We start from the raw sequence: 19,489 nt of genomic DNA on the forward strand, positions 1-19,489 counted from the left end.
TAGCCGGCGGCGTGCCGGCACTCGACATGGCGACTTGACATGTCGGGCAAATCAGCGTTACTATTCTATTATTCCGAAACCGCGCGACGCGCCTCAGAACCCTAACGCCAGTCCGTCCTTGCGGTGGTCCGAAGCGCCGAACAGGACGCCGCGGGCGTGGTCGATGCGGATCGCCTGGCAGCCGCCGATCGGCTCCTCCGAGAACCGCGCATCGTGGCCGCGGGCGCGAAGGTCGTCGCGTATCCCGGGAGAAATGGTCGTCTCCAGCGACAGCGCGCCGTCGAAGGCAAAGGAGCGCGGCGCCTCGGCCGCGGCCTGGATGTTCATCTTCATGTCGAAGATGTTCGACAGCAGATTGGCGTGGCCCGCGGCCTGGTAGTGCCCGCCCATCACGCCGAACGACATCACGGTCTTGCCGTCCTTGCGCAGCAGGCCCGGAATGATCGTATGCATCGGCCGCTTGCGCGGCCCGAGCGAATTGGGATGTCCCGGTTTGGCGCGAAAGCTCCAGCCGCGGTTGTGCAGCAAGATGCCCGATTTCGGCGCGTAGATGCCGCTGCCGAACGGATAGAACAGCGAGTTGATCAGCGATACGGCGTTGAGATCGCGGTCGACCACCGTGACATAGACGGTGTCGCGATGCTCGATATCGTCCCAGGCCACGGGCGCGGATGCGCGGCCCATGTCGATCTTGCCACGGATTCTCCCGATATAGTCGTCGGCAAGGAATGCGGTCGGATCGACCTTGTTGGTGGCGGGATCGCAAAAGAAGGCGTCGCGCGCGCGGTAGGCCGCCTTGGTGGCTTCGGCCAGCAGATGGATGCGATCGGCCTCTCCGAGCTTGCCGACATCGAAGCCTGCAAGCGTCCGCAGGATCATCAGTGCGGCCAGGCCCTGCCCGTTCGGCGGGCACTCGACCACGTCGTGGTCGTGGTAGCGCGCCGAGATCGGGTGCACATAGTCGGAGGCTTGGGCGGCGAAATCGTCGGTGCTGTGGGCGCCGCCCAGGGCACGCAAGATAGCCACCATCTCGTCGGCAGCCTCGCCCGTGTAGAACGCGTTGCGTCCGTGCTGCGCGATCCGGCGAAGGGTGCGGCCGAGCGCGGGTTGCGTACGGATGTCGCCGACCTCAGGCGCCTTGCCGCCGGGCAGGAACTGCGCCGCCGCATTGCTGTCGATCTCGATCCGGGCCCGGAAGCGGCGCCAGTCCTCCGCGACGCGCGGCGTCACGCAGAAGCCCCGCTCGGCAGCCGCGATCGCCGGGCGGAAGATCTCCTCCAGCGACCTTCTGCCATGATCGGCGACCAGCCGGCACCACGCATCGATTGCGCCGGGCACGGTGACGGCCTCGGGCGCGGTCGGCGGAATGTCGCGCGCGCCGCTTGCGGCAAATTTCTCGGCATCGGTTGCGGCCGGCGTGCGGCCCGAGCCGTTCAGCGCGATCGGCTCGCCGACGTCAGGCGAATACAGCGCGAAGCAGTCGCCACCGATCCCGGTCATCTGCGGCTCGACGACGCCCTGCACCGCGACCGCCGCCACCGCGGCATCGACGGCATTGCCGCCGGCCTTCAGCATCTCGACCGCGGCCAGCGTCGCCTGCGGGTGCGAGGTCGCGGCCATGCCACGCTCCGCAACCGCCACCGAACGGCCGACGGCCATGAAATCGCGCATGTCGTTTCCTTCAATGTTGTGAGCGGCCGCCGCTCGCCAACATTGTCGAAAACGACACCGGTCCTCGCGGAGGACTCTCGTTTGGCCACCGGGCAGGCAGCAATCCACCCAACGGTGGATCGGTGAATACGGACGAGGGTTGTCACGCCTCTCGGACGCGGCGAATTGATCCGGCGGCAACCGGGCAAAACCTGTCAAACCTGCGCGTGAGGAATTCTTTCGGCCTATCTGAATAGTTGCGTGCTCGGCGGCAATTCTGTGGTGGGTAACTGGTTGCCAAGCCCGGAGCGCGATGGCACGCTGCCACGATCAATTTAGCTCATGTCGATTGCCAATGCCGATGTCATCTCTCAGAGAGCTTCATGGCGCCAGGCGAAGTCGGTTCGGTTGGGGGGCTGGTTGGTTACGCATTGCCTCGTCTCTGGTCTCACTGTCATGCTGCGCCGTCGTTCACGACGTGCGTGCGGCGTCGCCCAATGAGGAGTCGAGCCGACCCGTGACGGCATCCGAACCGTCGGCTCAATCCGATGCCGACGGAGGTGTCTTGCCGGATGCGGACCGAGCGTCGCCCGAGGCTCCGTCGACGACGCCAGGCGAGAAGCAACCTGAGCAGGTATCCACGGCCAACGTTGCCGGCTCGTTCAAGGTCGCCCCGGACAATATTGATACAGTTCTGGTCCTGGACGAATGCTTTGTTGCCGAGGCGTGCATCGACCGGTTCCTTGGCGCGCTCTACACGCGAGCGCCGAAGACCGACTGGATCGTCGTGTACGAAAAAAAGGACGTGATCATCAAACGGAAGCGCAAGCTGATCACGGTCACGCGCAGCATCCCGAAGCGGGTCGAAAATGACTTCGGATGGAAGGACCCCAGGGCGGCAGAAAGAGCCCGCATGCCTCTGATGGATTACGTGATCGGAGGGATGGATCGAGCCTTCAAGCAAAAGCTGTTCTATATGCTCCACGCAGCGGAGCAGGCCGGACTGGCACCCGGGATCACAAGCGGATTTCGCGACGACTACCGCCAATCGATTGCAAGCGGGCTGAAGGCCGCAAATGACAAGTCCTATCACGGCGGCAGCTCGCGTGGAGGCTATGGTCACGGGCTCGCCGCAGACGTCGTCAGCATGAATGGCGGGAGCAAGGAGGAGCGTGCAACCGAGACCAAGCGATTATGGAAATGGATCGACGAGCACGAAAAGCAGTTCGGAGTCGGACGTCCATACTTGAATGGAGACCCAGCGCATCTCGCACCGGTCGATGGTCGGGAGTATGCTGCTCATCGTACGGTATCAAGGCACACAAAGCTGGCCGGCAAGCGACATACCCGAATCGCAGCATCTTCCAGACATGGCGTGACGACGCGCGCAAAGTCAAAGGCAGCGTCGAGGGCCGCGACGACGAAACTCAGCTCGCGCCTCTGATTGGCCTACCCTCCTGCGCTTCGTGCGCTCCGGCGCGCCCAGCTCAGGGGGTGAGCTGGGGCTGACGGCGGCTTCGGAGGCCGTAGCGGCCAGCCTCCGTCCATGACGTTACGCCTCTCCCCGGACTCTCATCTACCAGGAACCGCGATTGCTGCGCCGCGCTACTACTTCTGCGCTGTGGAGCTTGCTTGCCGCTGAATCTGTTACTCGGGGCTAGTCCAGAATGGCAATTGCCGCGTGCGCTTGTCGATCTATCATGTCCCCAGTCGTGCGGATTGGCCGACATTTTGCCCACACCCGACCATGCACCTCGCGCGATCAGGGATCGCCGCTTCGGCCCACGGAGCGACGGTCCCGCCCAATTCCGGAAACGACAGATCAGTTCGACGGGCAACTCAGCAAATCCTGTCAATCCTTCACGCGAAGAATATTTCGCTTTGTCAGAAGCGCCACTCGATCACCCGCATGCGCATGCGCGGGTGATGACACCGAAGAAGGGTGCGCAGTAGCGGTGCGTTGTCTCGCGCGAGAAGCATCCTCATCGTCGTCCCGGCGCAGGCCGGGACCCATAACCACTGAAGATGATTGTTGTGCGACGCTGGGGCCACGGCTTTCCTCACCAACCCAGTCCTGTGGTTATGGGTCCCGGCCTTCGCCGGGACGACACGTGGAGGGAGCTGTGTGCTGGCATATTCTTCGGTGTCATCGCCCGGCTCGACCTGGCGATTCAGTGTGCCGCGGCCTCTCGATTCAAGCACAGGCATCTCTGGAATACTGGATCCCCGCATGCGCGCATTCGCGGGTGATGACACCGCGCCGCTTGACATCTTGAATTGCGATTCATCCTCATCGACGTCCCTGCGAAAGCAGGGACCCATAACCACCGATGTTTATCGTTTCACGACGCTGGAGTAACGAATCCCGTTCACAATCCGCCGCAGCGTATGAGTCCCTGCTTTCGCAGAGACGACGTGCTGGAAGAGCCGCGGGCTCTAATCGACAGCCCGCGCCTCAATGCGGCCGCGACATCATCGCCACGACGGCGGAGCGGGTCTCGACGCCGAGCTTTTCGAAGATATGGATCAGGTGCGTCTTCACCGTCGCGAGGCCGATGTTCAGACACTCGCCGATCTCGCGGTTGGTTCGGCCGCAGCACAACAGCTCGACGACTTCCATCTCGCGCGAGGTCAGGCCAAAGCGCGCCGGCTCGTCGGCATTCGACGACAGGCGGCTGGTGAGGTTGAACTCGAGATAGTCGTGGATCTTCTCCGCAATGTGCATGCTGCCGTCGGGGATCGCGCAGCCCGGCGCCCACAGCACGCTCATTCCGGCGACGATGCGGTCGTTGCGGCGGAAGAAGAACTCGATCATGTCGGCGACGCCGCATTGGCCGGCGAAGGCGCGGTAGGTCGCCGCCTCCTGGGTCGCGCATTGGTCGAGCGCTGTGCTCAGCCGCGCAATCGGCCGGTTGCTCGCCGAGCGCGGATGTAACGGATCGAGCCGGTTCATGCCGGCAAGATACTGGTCGTGAAAACTCGGCGGCACGTTGCTAGAGAGCACGAAGCGGTTGAGGGTCAAATTGCCGTCGACCTCGTAGAACGCGGTCGCCGACCCCTCGAGAATGCCGCGCGCGAACTGAATGGCCTGCGTGGTTGCCGGATCCGGTCGGCCCAGAAGCGCGATCATGACCTACCTCCCGATGTTTCCCGATGGCGAACGTCTGCGCGTCGCGTAACGGTCACGCTGGGGCACGCGCGAGCCATAGTCAAGCAAATTGCGGGCCAAACGCACGAAGCGCACATCCGGGGAAACGGTTACGCCGAAGTAACCCAACGGCCCCCTCCACCATCCGGTTGATTGCGAGCGACACGAGCCATGCGGAACTTTCGCGCATCATCCGATGTCATTGCTGGATCAAGAATGAATTCGCGTCGCATCATGGCCGCCTTCCCGTCGGCGGCCGACGAACAGGTCACGCTCGCCAACTGGCGCCAACATCCCTTCAACGAGTGGGCATTCCGCAATGTCCGCGAATTGCTGCCCACCGCGAACATCGCGCGCGCCGCAGCGCCGGCGCCACTGTCCTTTGCGCCGCGCTATCTCGACGACCTCAGCTTCGCCAACCCGCGCGGCGAGACGGTCGGCGTCGGCGAGGCGCTGCGCGCCAGCCACACCGACGGCATCGTGGTGTCGCATCGCGGACAGGTCGCGTTCGAATGGTATGCCCATGGCCTGACGCCCGATACCCCGCACCTGATCTTCTCCGTCAGCAAGTCGGTCGCCGGAACGCTCGGCGGCATCCTCGCCGATCACGGCAAGCTCGATCCCGACGCGCCGGTCACGCGCTACATCCCGGAGATGGAGGGCTCGGTCTATGGCGGCGACTGCAGGGTGCGGCATCTGCTCGACATGAGCGTCGGCATCCGCTTCGACGAGGATTACATGGCGCGCGACGGCGACGTCATCAACTACCGGCGCTCGACCGGCTGGGAGCTGCCCGATCCGGCGATTCCGCCGAGCAATCTGCGCGACTATCTGCGCACGCTGCGGCCGAACGGCGCACCGCATGGAGAGACCTTCCACTACGTCTCGACCAACACCGACGTGCTCGGCTGGGTTTATGAGCGCGCCTGCGGCATGCCCTACGCAAAGATCCTCTCCCACTATCTGTGGCAGCCGATGGGCGCCGAGCACGACGCCTACATCACGGTCGATTCACGCGGTGCCGGCCGCGTCGCCGGCGGCATCTGCGCGACACTGCGGGATCTCACCCGGTTCGGCGAGATGATGCGCAATCACGGCATCAGCAACGGACGACAGGTCGTCCCCGGCTGGTGGATCGACGACATCAGGCAGAACGGCAATGCCGAGGCCTGGTCGCGCGGCGACCTGACGAAAGTGTTTCCAAACGGCAATTACCGCAACAAGTGGTACACGCTCGATCGACGTGAAACGCCGTTTGCCGCGGTCGGCATTCATGGCCAGTGGATCTACATCGATCCGGCCAATGAGACCGTGATCGCACGCGTCTCCTCCCAGCCGCTGCCGATGGATCTCGATCTCGATCACATGTGGATGCGCGGCTATCGCGCGATCGCGGCCAGGCTTGCCGGCAAGAGCTGACCGATTGCGACAGGGGGACACCATGGGACCACCGATCAACCGCCGCCGTCTGCTGCAGATCGGTGCGGGAGCAAGCCTCGGCATTGCGATGCCGCGCATCGCGCGGGCCAGTTCGAAGACGATGACGGCCGTCATGCACGCGCCGCTGCGCGTCACCGACCCGATCATGACGACGGCGTGGACCGCGCGCAACCACGGCTACATGATCTACGACACGCTGTTCTCGACCAATTCGAAATTCGAGATCAAGCCGCAGATGGTCGAGGCCTGGGAGGTCTCCGCCGACGGCCTGACCTACACCTTCCGCCTGCGGCCCGGCCTCAAATTCCATGACCGCAGCGCGGTGACGTCGGCCGACGTCATCCCCTCGCTGCAGCGCTGGGCCAAGCGCGACACGATGGGCCAGAAACTGTTCGAATTCATTGCCGAACTGAAGGCGGTCGACGAGCGCAGCTTCCGCATGGTGCTGAGGGAGCCATGCGGCTTCGTGCTGGCGGCGCTCGGCAAGCCAACCGCCAACGTGCCCTTCATCGTGCCGGCGCGAATCGCCGCGACGCCCGCCGACCAGGCCATATCAGATCATCTCGGCTCCGGACCGTTCCGCTTCGTGACGGCGGAATTCCAGCCCGGCGTCAAGGCCGCCTATGAGAAAAACCCGGACTACGTTTCCCGCGACGAGCCGTCCGACGGCACCGGCGGCGGCAAGGTCGTCAAGATCGGCCGCTACGAATGGATCAGCGTGCCGGATTTCCAGATCGCGACCAACGCGCTTGTCAACGACGAGATCGACTATTTCGAGGTGCCGCCGCACGACCATCATCCGATGCTTGCTCGCGCCTCCAATGTCGAGCTGACCGATTACAACACGCTCGGCTTCTCCGGCATGTGCCGGATGAACTGGCTGGTGCCGCCGTTCGACCGGCCGGAGATCCGCCAGGCCGTGCTGCACGCGGTGAACCAGAAGGACTGGCTCGACACCCAGATCGGCAATCCCGATTACTACAAGATCACGCCGGCAATCTTCGTCGCCGGCACGCCGTTCGAAAGCGCGGTCGGATGGTCGACCAAGGCGGACACCGCGAAAGCCAGGGAGTTGCTCAAGCAGGGCGGCTACAAGGGCGAGCAGATCACGATCCTGCACGCGACCGACGCCCCGATCATCACCGCGCTCGGCACGGTCACCGCCGAGGCGCTGCGTTCGATCGGCATGAACGTCAGCCTGCTGGCGATGGATTGGGGTTCGGTGGTGGCACGCCGCGCCAAACAGTCGATGCCGGCCGAGGGCGGCTGGTCGCTCTACCATTCGACCTGGGCCAGCGCCGACCTCGTCAATCCGATCGGCAACGCCTGCGTCAACGGCAAGGGCAAGAACGGCGGCTTCTTCGGCTGGGTCGAGGACGCCGAGCTCGAGCGGCTGCGCGACAGCTTTGCCCGAACCGCGGCGCCGCCGGACCAGAAGGCGCTGGCCGACAAGATCCAGGCACGCGCCTACGAGGTGGTCACCCACGTCCCGACCGGGCAGTACAATCAACCGGCCGCGACGCGCAAGGCGCTGAAGGACATCGTCCGGGCGCCGGTGCCGCTGTTCTGGAATGTCGACAAGACAGGCTAGCGGTGCCTATTCGATCGGCGGCCGCCGCGCATGCCAGTCCGTCACCGACTGGAACGCGGCGCCGGCGCGGACCAGCACGTCTTCGGACAGATGCGGGCCGACCAGTTGCATGCTGAGCGGCATCTGGTCCGAGGCCATGCCCATCGGCAAGGTAATGGTCGGGCTGCCTGAGAAATCGAACACCGCCGTGAAGCGCAGAATGCTCAGGAGGACATTGGGGTCGGCACCGTATTCGCTCATCTTGGTGAGCGTCGGGATCGGCACCGGCATCGTCGGGATCAGCAGCAGGTCGATATCTTCGAACATCGCGGCGAGGCTGCCGCTGAACTTCAACCGTTCATGATGAATCGCGGCAATATCGACGCCGCTCGTCGCCCGGCCCTGCTCGATCAGCTGCGCGAGATCGGGTCCGTATTCCGACTTGCGCGACGGGTAGGTGTCCAGATGCGCCTCAGCCGTCTCGACCGAGCACATCGCAATCCACTGGCTGACGAGCTTCTGGTAAGGCGGGAAATGCACCTCGCGGATGTCGGCGCCGAGATCGGCGAGCGTGCGCTCGGCTTGCACCAGCGCAGCGACGACCTGCCGGTCGATGCCCTCCTGGGTGTACCTGCGGTCAACACCGATCCTGAGGCCCCTGATGCTGTCGCCCGCTCCAGCCAGATAGTTCGGCACTGGAGCCCGCAAGGCGGTCGGGTCGTTGATATCAGCGCCCGCGATGACGCCGAGCATCGCCGCGGCATCCGCAGCGCTCCGGCACATCGGCCCGACGTGATCGAGCGAGTCGGCCAGCGGGAAGACGCCGTAGCGGCTGACCCGCCCCCAGGTCGGCTTGATCCCGGTCAACCCGCAGGTCGCCGACGGAAAGCGGATCGAGCCGCCGGTGTCGCTGCCGATCGAGCCGTAGCAGAGCCCCGCCGCGGTCGCGACGCCCGATCCGGTCGATGAGGAGCCGACCCAGTAGTTCACATTCCACGGGTTGAGCGGCGCCTGGATTGCAGGATGGTGGCTGGTATAGGCCCCCTCCGTCATCTTCAGCTTGCCGAGCGTCACCGCGCCGGCGACTTCGAGCCGGTCCACGATCGTGGCATTGAAGGACGGTACGAATTTAGCGTGAATCGTGGTGCCGCCCGCGGTCGGTGCAAAGGAGGTGTAGCAGAGGTCCTTCAGCCCGATCGGAACGCCATGCAGCGGGCCACGCCAGACACCCTTGGCGATCTCCGCGTCGTACTGCTTGGCCTGGGCCATCGCTCGCTCCGCTAGGACCAGCGCATAACCGTGAAACTGTCCATCCAGCTTCGCAATCCGGCCCAGCATTGCCTCGGTGATCTCCGACGGCTTCGCCTCCTTGCGGCGAATGAGCTCGGAGATTTCGGTGATGGATCTGTAGTGCAATGAATCCGCTGACATCTGACGCCCTGCTGTTATCGGAATATGCCTGTCCGGACCGCCGCCGCGGGCGGCGATCTCGCGGCTCTGCTGACGGCGCGCCCCGCCTAGAACTGGACGCCGCGCGTCAACGCGCCGTCCACCACGAGGTTGGTCCCGGTGATGAAGCTCGCCGCCTTGCTCGCCAGGAACACAGCGGCGTTCGCCATCTCCTGCGGCGTGCCCATGCGGCCGGTCGGGTTGAGCGCCAGTGCGGTCTTGTACAGTTCGGGATTGCCGTCCTTGATCATGTTCCAGACACCACCCTCGAAGTAGGTGTTGCCCGGTGATACCGAATTGGCCCGGATGCCCTTGGCCGCGAGCTGGTAGGCGAGGCCCTGCGTGTAGTGGATGATCGCCGCCTTGAACGTACCGTAGGGACCGCTGGCAAAATCGACCTCGCGTCCCGAAACGCTCGAGATGGTGACGATCGCGGCGGCGCCGCTCTTCTCCAGATACGGCATCGCCGCGTTGACGAGGCGCACCGTCCCCATCATGTCGGTGGAGAATTCCTTCTCCCAGCTCTCCTCGTCCTGCCCGATCGACAGCGCGCTGACATTGGCGACCACGACATCGATGCCGCCGAGCTTGGACGCCATATCGGCGACCCAGGCCTTCAGGGCCGGCCCGTTCGAGACGTCGACGGCACTACCGAACGCCGCAACGCCCTTGGCCTTGAGCGCTGTGACCGCAGCGTCGACGTCGCCCTGGTTGCGCGCACAGATGCCGACATTGGCGCCCTCGGCGGCGAACGTGTCGGCGATCGCCCTGCCGATGCCCTTGGTGCTGCCGGTAACGAGAACCTTTGCTCCCTTGAGTCCGAGATCCATGTCCATTCCCTCCATTATTATCAATTATGCAACGCACTGATCTTCACCGCATCGCGCGGTCGATCACAGTAACAGCTGCGCGCGAACGTTGTCCGCGTTGACCTCCTCACCGGCCAGCGATCGCGTGATCTTGCCCTTCTCCATGATGTAGCAGCGCTGCGCGATCTCCAGGATGGTGTCGAGGTTCTGCTCGACGAACACGATCGTGGTCCCGAGCTCCGCTCGGAACGATTTCAGCGCCTCGCAAATATGCTGCACGATCGACGGCTGGATGCCCTCCGACGGCTCGTCGAGGATCATCAGCGCCGGATTGCCGATCAGCGCGCGGCCGATCGCAAGCTGCTGCTGCTCGCCGCCCGACATGGTGCCCGCGATCTGGCGCCGGCGCTCCCTCAGGCGTGGAAAATACTCGTAGACGAGCTCGGGCAGCTTCTTGCCTTCGGGCCCGCCGATCAACTCGCCGACCTGCAAATTCTCCTCGACGCTCATTTGCGGAAACACGTCGCGACCCTGCGGGATGTAGCCGAAGCCGGCGCGCGCCCGCGCATCGGCCTCGAGCTGCGTGACATCCTGATCCATGAAGCTGATGGTGCCGCGCCAGGTCTGCAGCAGACCGATCAGGCACCGCATCAGGGTCGACTTGCCGACGCCGTTGCGGCCGATCACGCCGACGATCTCGCCGCGCGAGACCGACATGCTGACGCCTTGCAGGATCGGCGTCGCGCCGTAGCCCGCCCAAAGCCCCGACACCTCCAGGATGCGATCAGTGGGCATGAGTCTTACCCAGATAAATTTCCGCGACCTTCTCGTCTTCCAAAATCGCCTCCAAGCTGCCGCGCGCGAAGATCTTGCCAAGATGCAGAACGGTAACGCGCTGGGCGACCTGACGCACGAACGCCATGTCGTGCTCGACGACCAGGACGGTCATGCCCTCGGCATTGAACGACTTGATCAGCTCGCCGGTCTTGAAAGTCTCTTCTGGCGACATGCCGGCGGTCGGCTCGTCCAGCAGCAGCAGCTGCGGCTGCAGCGCCAGCGCCATCCCGATCTCCAGCCATTGCTGCTGGCCGTGCGAAAGCGCACCGGCGAGCTTGCCGCTATCGTCAGCCAGATTGAACAATGCGAGCAGCCGCTCCTCTTCAGCACGGCATTCCGCGCCCGAAATGCGTTCCTGCAGCGCGATCTGGATGTTCTGCCGCACCGGCAGCTCCTTGAACACGCTCGGCGCCTGCATCTTGATGCTCATGCCGCGCTGCACCCGCGCGTAGGGCCGCTCGGCGGTGATATCGATCGAGTCGAAGAAGATGCTGCCCGTGGTCGGCGGATAGAGCCCGACGATCAATTTGAACAGCGTGCTCTTCCCGGCCCCGTTGGGCCCGATCAGGCAGTGCACCTCGCCGGCATTGACCGTCAGGTCGACGTCGGAGACGGCGGTCAATCCACCGAAACGCTTGGAGACACCTTTCACATCGACCAGCGCCATGATTCAGGTCTCATCGGATTGCAGGCGGGCGGTATCGGCCAGCGCGGGGGCTTCGTCGCGGCGCCGACGCCTGGTCCACCAATCGACGACGAGCTTGCCGATGCCGAGCACAAAGCCCTGCGGCGCCAGCATCACGGTGGCGAGCAGCAGCACGCCCATCAGCACCAACGCCGCCTGCTGGCTGTAGACCGTGATGGTCTGAAAGCCGAACAGCAGCAGGAACGATCCGACCAAGGTCGCGGTCAGATCGTTGCGTCCGGAGAACGCCACCCACACGATCGGCATCGCCGCCGCCGGCAGGCCGATGCTGGATGGCGTGATGAACTGCCCCCACGACGTGTACAGTGCGCCGCTGAGGCCTGCGAGCCCGCTGCCAATCACGAAGGTCAGAAGCTGATACTTGCGGACGTCATAGCCGAGCATCTCGGCGCGCTGCGGATTTTCCCGCGTGGCCACGATCACGTTGCCGACGCTCGAGTTCACCAGCATGCGCAGCGCGATGTAGACGATCACGATCAGCGCGATCATGACGTAATAGAGCGCCGAGCCCTCGATGTCGAAGTCGCCGACCGTGAGCGGGTCCATTCCCTTCATGCCGTTGAAGCCGTTCAGCCGGGCCGGACCGATATGCCATTCGGGCCCCGCGGTCTGCCCGAGGAAGAAGGCAAGCACTAGCGTCGCCGACAACGTCACGATGCCGAAGAAAATCCCGCTGATGGCGCCCCAGATCATGAAGTAACCGAGGATCCCGGCCGCGATCATCGCGATGACCACGGAGAGAACCAGCGCGGCGATCGTGGTCGTTCCCCCGCCCATATTGATGGCGAGCACGCCATAGCCGTAGCCGGCGATGCCGAAGAAGAAGGTCTGGCCGAACGACAGCATGCCGCCGTATCCCCACATCAGGCAGAGGCCGAGCGCCATGAAGATCCAGATCAGGAAGTAGGCGAAATTGCCGACATCATAGGAATCGGCGAACAGCGGATAGATCAGCGCCCCGGCCAGCACGGCGAGGAAGCAGGACCAGAAGATCTTCCCGCGTCCGAGCGTCTGCGGGCCCTCGAGCAGCTTCAACATCAGAAATTCCCGTCTAGCGCCCACGACGAACCAGCACGCTGGATAGTCCCTCGGGCAGCACACGTATGATCAGGATGACAGCAAACAGCATGCCGATCTGGCCGATGATCTGCCCGTAGCTGGCATTCAATGCCATTCGGATCATCGCCAGGAACACCGCGGCCGGCGCGGTTCCAAGCAGGACATTGGCGCCGCCGATCACCACGGTGACGAAGCTCTCGACCACAAAGGTCGCGCCCATGGTCGGGATCAGCGTCATGGTCGGCGCGTAGAGCGCGCCGCAGAGCCCCGCGAGCGCGGTGCCGATGCCGAAGCTGATGGAATAGATCCGCCCGGTGCGCGCGCCGAGCGCCTTGGCCATCGCCGCATTCTGCATCGTGGCGCGCGCGATCACGCCAAAGCGCGTCTTCATGAAGATGATGTAGAGGCCCGCCAGCACCGCTACCGCACAGGCAAACAGCACCAGCCGGTAGGTCGAAAACGTGTAGCCGCCGATCGCAAAGCTTCCTTCCGGCGTACCGATACCGCGCACCGCGGAGCCGACGATCAGCAGCATCGACTGCGTCACGATCAGACTGAGGCCCCAGGTCGCGAGCAACGAGTCGAGCGGTCGCTTGTAGAAGCGCCGCACGACGAGGTACTCGACGATCATGCCGATGATCCCCGCCGTCAGCGCGGCCATGATCTGCGCGATCGGAAGCGGGACGCCGAGATTCACGAGCCCTACGGTGACGTAGGCGCCGCACATGATGAACTCACCATGCGCCATGTTGATGACGCCCATCATGCCGAACACGATGGCCAGGCCCGCCGCCGACAGGATGAGGAACGCGAAGACATCGGCGAACTGATAGAATACCGAGAAGAGTTCAGCCGACATTCCGGTCTCCCTGATCGCGGCGCCGCATCATTGCGGCGCCGGTTTCGGTTTCGAAGTCGTGATGCACAACACGAGCAAGATTCGTGCCTGCGCGCGTCACGATTTGCTGGGGAGATGACTCGGCGTGTACTGGTCCTTGTCGTTCTTCTTGGTGAGGTCGCAGCCGATCTCGCCAAGCCAGTATGGCTGGATCGTGCCGTAGTCCTTCTCCACCGTCACCTCATGCTTGGGCCCGACCGAGATCAGGCGCATGCGGTGCGACGTATGCTGGCTCTTCGGGTCGATGCAGACCTTGCCCTCGGGAGCCTCGATGCAGGCATCACCCGTTGCGATCACCTTGCGCATGTCCTCGAGCTTGGTCGACTTGGCCTTCTCGACCAGCGCCTTGTACATGTAGAGCGCGTTGTAGGCGTTGTAGCCCATGTCGTTGATGTAAAGCTCATCGGGGAATTTTGCGTGCCAGCGCTTCTTGAAGTCGTTGGCTTCGGGGGTATCGATCTCCTCGAACCAGTTCGCGGTCGCATGCATGTTGTTGAGCGCCGGCGGCTTGAACCGCTTATGCTCGAAGCCGAGCATGATCTTGATCGAAGAGCCCATCGGCAGGTTGAGGTTGGCCGCGGCTGCCTGTTCGAAGAACGAGTCCTGCGCCGCGCCGACATTGATCGTCAGCAGCCAGTCCGGCTTCGCCTTCTGGATGTTCTGGATCGTCTGCGCGAACTGCGACACGCCGAGCGGGATGAATTCCTCGCCCACGACCTCGCCGCCGAGGTCCTTCATGATCTTGCGGTTCCACTCCGCGGAGATCTGGCCGAAATTGTAGTCGGCTGCGATGACGTAGACCTTCTTGCCGAACTTCTGGACCATCCAGGGGATCAGGGTCGAGAACTGCTGCTCCGGTACCGCACCCATGCTGATCATGCTGGCATCGCAGACACCGCCTTCATACTGGTTCGTATAGAAGTACGGCGTGGTGGTGCGATCGACGATCGGGCGCAATGCCTCGCGCGATGCCGAGGTGATGCCACCGATCAGCACGTCGACCTTGTCGCGATTGAGCAGCCGGCGGCCGAACTCCTGATAGCGGGCATTGTCACCCTGGGGATCGAGATGAATCAGCTCGATCTGCCGGCCGAGAATGCCGCCGCTCTTGTTGATCTCCTCGACCGCCAGCTGCGAGCCGTGCAGCTTCGGCATGCCCATGAAGGCGAGATCGCCGGAGACGTCCTCCAGCAAGCCGACCTTCAGCGGCGGCTCCGCCGCCTGGGCGGCACCTATTGCCGCGGTCCCGAGCATTGCACCAAGCAAAGCCATTCCGACTATACGCCCCGAATACATCGCGATGTCCTCTGTCGTTGAAGGATGTTTGAAGTCACGCCTTGAGGTAATTCTTCAGGATCGACGCCCCCATCGTATATTTGGGATCGACCATGTTGCCGAGCCGCATGCGGCCGGCCTGGCTGAGCAGCATGTAGGCGTCGATCTCGTCGAAGCCGTAATCGGCGTTCATCCAGCGCACGAGCTCGCGATAGGCGATGCGCGCCGCGTCCTCGAGCGGGCGCGCGCTGCCGATCGTCATGATGAAGTCGCGCGTCTCGAGCCGCGGCCAGGCGAAGCTCCAGTTCTTGATCAGATCGATCTGCAGCGTCACCGTCGCGCGCTGCTCCAGCGCGACGCCCGAGAGCTCGCCATCGCCCTGCGTGGCGTGGCAGTCGCCGACATAGAGCAGCCCGCCTTCGGCATGCACCGGCAGATAGATGATCGCGCCCGGTGCAACGTCGGGCAGGTCCATGTTGCCGCCGTGATAATCGGGCTGCAGCGAGGAGATCGCCTCGATCTCTGGCGAGACGCCGATCGTGCCGATGAACGGTTCATAGGGCAGCGTGATCTTGTCGTTCCAACGCACGCCGTTGCGGTCGACATGCAGCTTCCTGACGCGTTCCGGCAGCGGCGGGTTGAGCAGCGCCGTGGATGCGGTCCCGACCAGGCCGCCGAACTCCGGAATGATGCAGGTCGTTCCGGCCGGCTGCGCGCCGCGGGTCTCGACGTCGCGGATATAGACGGCGAGGCAATCGCCCTTCTTGGCGCCCTTGACCGCGATCGGCCCGCATTGCGGGTTCAGATAGGGGAAGTTCAGCTTCGCCGTAGGGCTGTCGCTTTCGCTGGTGAGCACGCCGCCGAAGGCGTCTTCGGTTTCGACAACGACGACCCCGCCCGGATCGATCGACAGGGTCGGCTTGGCATAGGGTCCATAGACGTAATGAAAGCCGCCCTGCTGCTCGATCGTCAGGCTATGGGTCGTACCGGTCGCGCCCTTGGCAAGGGCGCGCTTGGCCATGATGGAACTCTTCAACCAATCTTCGGTCATGCGGTCGGCTCCCCAATTCAGATCGCGGGATGGCGCTTGTGCCAGTCGGTGACGCGCTGGAAGGCATCGCCCGCGCGAACGAGGCTTGTTTCGTCGAAGTGACGGCCCACGAACTGGAAGGCGACGGGCCCGCCGTTCGGCGCGAAGCCACCGGGAAGCGTCACGGTTGGGCTGCCGGTCATGTCGAACGGACAGGTGAAGCGCAGCAGCCCGGTAATCAGCGACGGATCCTCACCCAGCGCCGCCATCTTGGCCAATGTCGGCGCAGCGAACGCCTGGGCCGGAACGGCGATCAGATCGACCGTCTCGAACAACAGCCGCACCGCGCCGCGGAACGCTTCGCGCCGCAGCACGATCTTCTGGTAATTCATGCCGGATTGCGCCCGGCCGAGATCGAGCAGGCCGGCGAGCGCCGGACCATATTCGTCCTTGCGTGCGGGATAGGTCTCTTCGTGCGCGACCGCCACTTCGATGCCGCACAAGGGGAACCAGTCCTCGATGACGGCCTTGGGATCAGGAAACGTGATGTCCTTGATCTTCGCGCCCAGATCGGCAGCAACGCGCAGCCCTTCGCTGAGCACCTTGCCGGCAGCCTCGTCGGTGCCTTCGATGGTCCAGCGCCGATCAACCCCGATCGTCACGCCGCGCAAATCGCCGGACAGGCCGGCGAGATAGTTCGGCACAGGCAGCGGCACGGAGGTGGTGTCCTTGGGATCCTGGCCGGCAATCACGGCGAGGATCGCGCCGCAATCGGCCGCGCTGCGCGCCATCGGCCCGATGTGATCGAGCGTTGCCGCGAGTTCGAACGCGCCATAACGGCTCACGCGTCCCCAGGTCGGCTTCAGCCCGGTGATGCCGTTGGCGGCCGATGGAAAACGGATCGAGCCGCCCGTATCGGTGCCAAGCGAGCCGAAGCAAAGCCCCGCGGCGGTGGCGACGCCGGAACCGCTCGACGATGCGCCCGACCACAAATCCGCATTCCACGGATTCTTCGGCGGATCGATCTTCGGGTGATGGTCGGCATAGGCGCCCTCGGTCTGCTGCAGCTTGCCGAGGATGACAGCGCCGGCATCCTTCAATCTCGCGACGACCGTGGCATCCTCGCTCGGCCGGAAGTCCCGGTGAATGGTCATGCCATGCGCGGCCGGAGCGCCCTTGGCCCAGCACAAATCCTTGACGGCGATCGGCACGCCGTGGAGCGGTCCCTTGATCTTGCCGGATGCGATGTCCTTCTCGGCTGCGGCCGCTTCGGCCAGCGCCGCCTCGCCCATCACATAGGCGTAGCTCTTGAGCTTGCCGTCGAGCTGCTCGATCCGCCCGAGCATCGCCTTCGTCACCTCGACCGGCGAGAGCTTTTTGGCCTGGATTTGCTGCCCGATCTCAATGAGCCCGAGATAGTGAAGATCCGTCGTCGGCATCGTTTCTCATCCCCGCACTTGACATGACGCAAGCGCAGGCACTGCCCATCACCGCGCATGCGCCTCCGGCTTGGCGGCACGGACGTGTCGCCAATTTGTTTAGCGGCAAAAGCAAAAAGCCACCCGCCCCTCCGAAACGAAGGTGACGAATGGCCCAAATGCCGCAGCTATGAACTATCGCATGGGTCCGGGGTCGAACGGAGCACTCTGCGCGGCGATCGGGACGTCATCGGCCAGATCGACGCACGCAAGGTTCGACAGGAAGCCCTGTAGGAGAAAATTCTAAGGAGGTGTGCAGCGCGTTGTCAACGAGGCTGGCTGCACAAATTTCGCGAGGTGCATGCGCAGCAAATCGGCATGACCTCTTGCACCGACCTCTGCGAAGATGATTTCCTTGATGCGTTGCGCGGCCGAAAGTACTCAATGACCAAGCCCTCCATTCCAGTCGGCATCATCTGCTCGCAGCACGGGCCCTATCAGGCCATGGGACGCGAGATCCTGAAGAGCGCCATGATGGCGGTCGACGAAATCAACAATCAGGACGAATTCGACTTCGCGATATCGGCGCATGTCCGCGATCCCCGCGGAATCATTTCGGAGTACCACACGGTCTGCGACGACCTCATTCGCAACGTCGGCGTCGAGCATATCATCGGCTGCTACACCTCGGCCTCGCGCAAGCAGGTGCTGCCGATCGTCGAGCGTACCGACCGCCTGCTCTGGTATCCGGCGCGCTACGAGGGGTTCGAATGCTCCGACAATGTCATCTATGTAGGCGCCTCACCCAATCACAACGTACTGCCGCTGGTGCGTTACGTGCTCGATAATCTGTCGCGCGAGATCTTCTGTGTCGGCTCCAACTACGTCTGGACCTGGGAAACCAATCGCGTCACCCGCGAGCTGGTGACGGCGGCCAAAGGACGCATTCTCGCCGAACGCCTGCTCGAACTTGGTGAAAGCGCGGTCACGCACATCGTGGACGAGATCGTGCGGCGCCGGCCGCCGGTCGTCTTCAACACCTTGGTCGGCAGTTCGAGTTACGACTTCATCCGCGCCTTTCATGCGGCGACCGCCGCGGCTGGCCTCGAGATCCCGATGCTGAGCTGCAGCCTGTGCGAGCCCGAGCTCAAGATCGCGGGTCCTGCATCGGCCGGATGCATCACATCGTCGGCCTATTTCGAGAGCATTCGCCTGCCCGAGAACCGGGCCTTCGTGGCGCGCTGGAAGGCGCGCCACGGCGAGCACAGCAGCCCGTCCGTCGACGGGCAATCCGCCTATGTCGCGGTCTATCTGCTGGCCCGGGCGCTGCAGCGCGCGGGCACATCCGATATCGGCGAGGTGCGGCGCGCCGCGGCCGGCCATCGCTACAATTCGCCGCAAGGTCCGGTCTGGATCGACGGCAGCAACAACCACTGCGTCCTGACGCCGCGGCTGGCCGTCTCGAACGCCGAAGGACAGTTTGACATCTTCTGGGAAGCTGAAGCGCCGGTTAGACCGGATCCCTATCTGACGCAGCTCGACATCGCCGCCAGCCCGGCAAGGGATGGAACGTTGCCGAATGCGCCGCATTTGCGGGTTGTGAAATGAGCAAACCGTCTTCATTTTCGCTGCGGGGCCGCAAGGCGCTCGTCGCCATCAAGGATGAGCGCGATGCCTCGATCGTCAGGCGGCAGTTCGAGCGCCTCGGGATCGAGATCGTCATATGGGAGCCCGGTGCCAGTATCGACTGCCTTCCCGACGTGACGCTGATCGATGACGAGTTCCTGCCGCTCACCTCGCCGGCACAGCAGACGTCGCTTGGACGAAGCCCGGTCATCGCCCTGCTCGGCACCGAGACGCCAAGCCGTCTGAAGCTGGTGCTCGACCTCGATCCGGCGTCATTCCTGGTGAAGCCGCTGCGATCGGCCGGCATCTATGCCGCGCTCGTCCTGGCTTTCGAGCGAAGCGAGCGCACCAGCGAGCTCAAGCAGCAGGTGCTCAAGCTGGAGCAGCGGCTGCGATCCCGCCGCGTCGTGCTTGCCGCGGTCCTTCAGGTCATGCACAGCCATGCGCTGGCCGAGCCGGCGGCCTTTGCGCTGATCCGCCGCGCCGCCATGGAGCAGCGCAAGACGATCGAGGAACTCTCGGCGGAGATCACCGCAAAGGGCTCCCTGCCCCGGGCAACGGGCTAGAGCCGGTC

The 19,489-nt window shown here is 64.0% G+C and carries 16 protein-coding genes; 5 read left to right on the top strand and 11 right to left on the bottom strand.

Annotated elements, in window-relative coordinates; all coding sequences use genetic code 11:
* Positions 1-93: 93 nt before the first annotated feature.
* Positions 94-1,671 carry a gamma-glutamyltransferase family protein gene (locus J2R80_RS35215; RefSeq protein WP_253640217.1) on the bottom strand — a complete coding sequence of 526 codons (1,578 nt, stop codon included), beginning with the start codon at positions 1,669-1,671 and terminating at the stop codon, positions 94-96.
* 496 nt (positions 1,672-2,167) lie between these two features.
* Between J2R80_RS35215 and J2R80_RS35220 the strand changes: the two genes are divergently transcribed.
* Positions 2,168-3,094 carry a D-alanyl-D-alanine carboxypeptidase family protein gene (locus J2R80_RS35220; RefSeq protein WP_244558722.1) on the top strand — a complete coding sequence of 309 codons (927 nt, stop codon included), beginning with the start codon at positions 2,168-2,170 and terminating at the stop codon, positions 3,092-3,094.
* Between the two features lie 1,011 nt (positions 3,095-4,105).
* Here the strand turns inward: J2R80_RS35220 and J2R80_RS35225 are convergent.
* Positions 4,106-4,780: a LuxR C-terminal-related transcriptional regulator gene (locus J2R80_RS35225; protein ID WP_028345120.1), complete on the bottom strand. Its 675-nt coding sequence runs from the start codon at positions 4,778-4,780 to the stop codon at positions 4,106-4,108.
* A gap of 234 nt (positions 4,781-5,014) precedes the next feature.
* Here J2R80_RS35225 and J2R80_RS35230 point away from each other — a divergent pair, with 234 nt between their 5' ends.
* Together J2R80_RS35230 and J2R80_RS35235 are read left to right on the top strand one after the other, a co-directional pair.
* Positions 5,015-6,217 (top strand): serine hydrolase, encoded by a 1,203-nt coding sequence (locus J2R80_RS35230; RefSeq protein WP_253640218.1) that lies wholly within the window; start codon positions 5,015-5,017, stop codon positions 6,215-6,217.
* 22 nt (positions 6,218-6,239) lie between these two features.
* The gene (locus J2R80_RS35235) at positions 6,240-7,829 is read left to right on the top strand and encodes an ABC transporter substrate-binding protein (protein WP_253640219.1); all 1,590 of its coding nucleotides are present in this window, start codon (positions 6,240-6,242) and stop codon (positions 7,827-7,829) included.
* 6 nt (positions 7,830-7,835) lie between these two features.
* Here J2R80_RS35235 and J2R80_RS35240 read toward each other — a convergent pair whose 3' ends face one another.
* From J2R80_RS35240 to J2R80_RS35280, 9 genes are all read right to left on the bottom strand, one after another.
* Positions 7,836-9,239 (bottom strand): amidase, encoded by a 1,404-nt coding sequence (locus J2R80_RS35240; protein WP_076833551.1) that lies wholly within the window; start codon positions 9,237-9,239, stop codon positions 7,836-7,838.
* An 86-nt stretch (positions 9,240-9,325) separates the two neighbouring features.
* Positions 9,326-10,087, bottom strand: coding sequence for an SDR family NAD(P)-dependent oxidoreductase (locus tag J2R80_RS35245; protein WP_038376099.1), 762 nt, complete (start codon positions 10,085-10,087; stop codon positions 9,326-9,328).
* 63 nt (positions 10,088-10,150) lie between these two features.
* Positions 10,151-10,861 (bottom strand): ABC transporter ATP-binding protein, encoded by a 711-nt coding sequence (locus J2R80_RS35250; RefSeq protein WP_016845725.1) that lies wholly within the window; start codon positions 10,859-10,861, stop codon positions 10,151-10,153.
* Entirely contained in the window at positions 10,851-11,570 is a 720-nt protein-coding gene (locus tag J2R80_RS35255) for an ABC transporter ATP-binding protein (RefSeq protein WP_076833549.1), read from the bottom strand. Before J2R80_RS35255 ends, J2R80_RS35250 begins: the two co-directional genes overlap by 11 nt.
* A 3-nt stretch (positions 11,571-11,573) precedes the next feature.
* Complete coding sequence (locus tag J2R80_RS35260; RefSeq protein WP_253640220.1) at positions 11,574-12,647, bottom strand: branched-chain amino acid ABC transporter permease; 1,074 nt, start codon at positions 12,645-12,647, stop codon at positions 11,574-11,576.
* A gap of 13 nt (positions 12,648-12,660) precedes the next feature.
* Entirely contained in the window at positions 12,661-13,527 is an 867-nt protein-coding gene (locus tag J2R80_RS35265; protein ID WP_076833547.1) for a branched-chain amino acid ABC transporter permease, read from the bottom strand.
* 96 nt (positions 13,528-13,623) lie between these two features.
* Complete coding sequence (locus J2R80_RS35270) at positions 13,624-14,838, bottom strand: urea ABC transporter substrate-binding protein (RefSeq protein ID WP_141339913.1); 1,215 nt, start codon at positions 14,836-14,838, stop codon at positions 13,624-13,626.
* 58 nt (positions 14,839-14,896) lie between these two features.
* On the bottom strand, positions 14,897-15,892 hold the full coding sequence (locus J2R80_RS35275; RefSeq protein WP_076833544.1) for an acetamidase/formamidase family protein: 996 nt from the start codon (positions 15,890-15,892) through the stop codon (positions 14,897-14,899).
* Positions 15,893-15,909: 17 nt separating this feature from the next.
* On the bottom strand, positions 15,910-17,310 hold the full coding sequence (locus J2R80_RS35280; protein ID WP_076833542.1) for an amidase: 1,401 nt from the start codon (positions 17,308-17,310) through the stop codon (positions 15,910-15,912).
* A gap of 423 nt (positions 17,311-17,733) precedes the next feature.
* Between J2R80_RS35280 and J2R80_RS35285 the strand changes: the two genes are divergently transcribed.
* Entirely contained in the window at positions 17,734-18,897 is a 1,164-nt protein-coding gene (locus J2R80_RS35285) for a transporter substrate-binding domain-containing protein (RefSeq protein WP_057015928.1), read from the top strand.
* Positions 18,894-19,481, top strand: coding sequence for an ANTAR domain-containing response regulator (locus J2R80_RS35290; protein WP_253640221.1), 588 nt, complete (start codon positions 18,894-18,896; stop codon positions 19,479-19,481). Before J2R80_RS35285 ends, J2R80_RS35290 begins: the two co-directional genes overlap by 4 nt.
* The last annotated feature ends 8 nt before the right edge of the window (positions 19,482-19,489 follow it).

The sequence above is a fragment of the Bradyrhizobium sp. USDA 4541 genome, from assembly GCF_024171085.1.
Lineage (GTDB): Bacteria > Pseudomonadota > Alphaproteobacteria > Rhizobiales > Xanthobacteraceae > Bradyrhizobium > Bradyrhizobium australafricanum.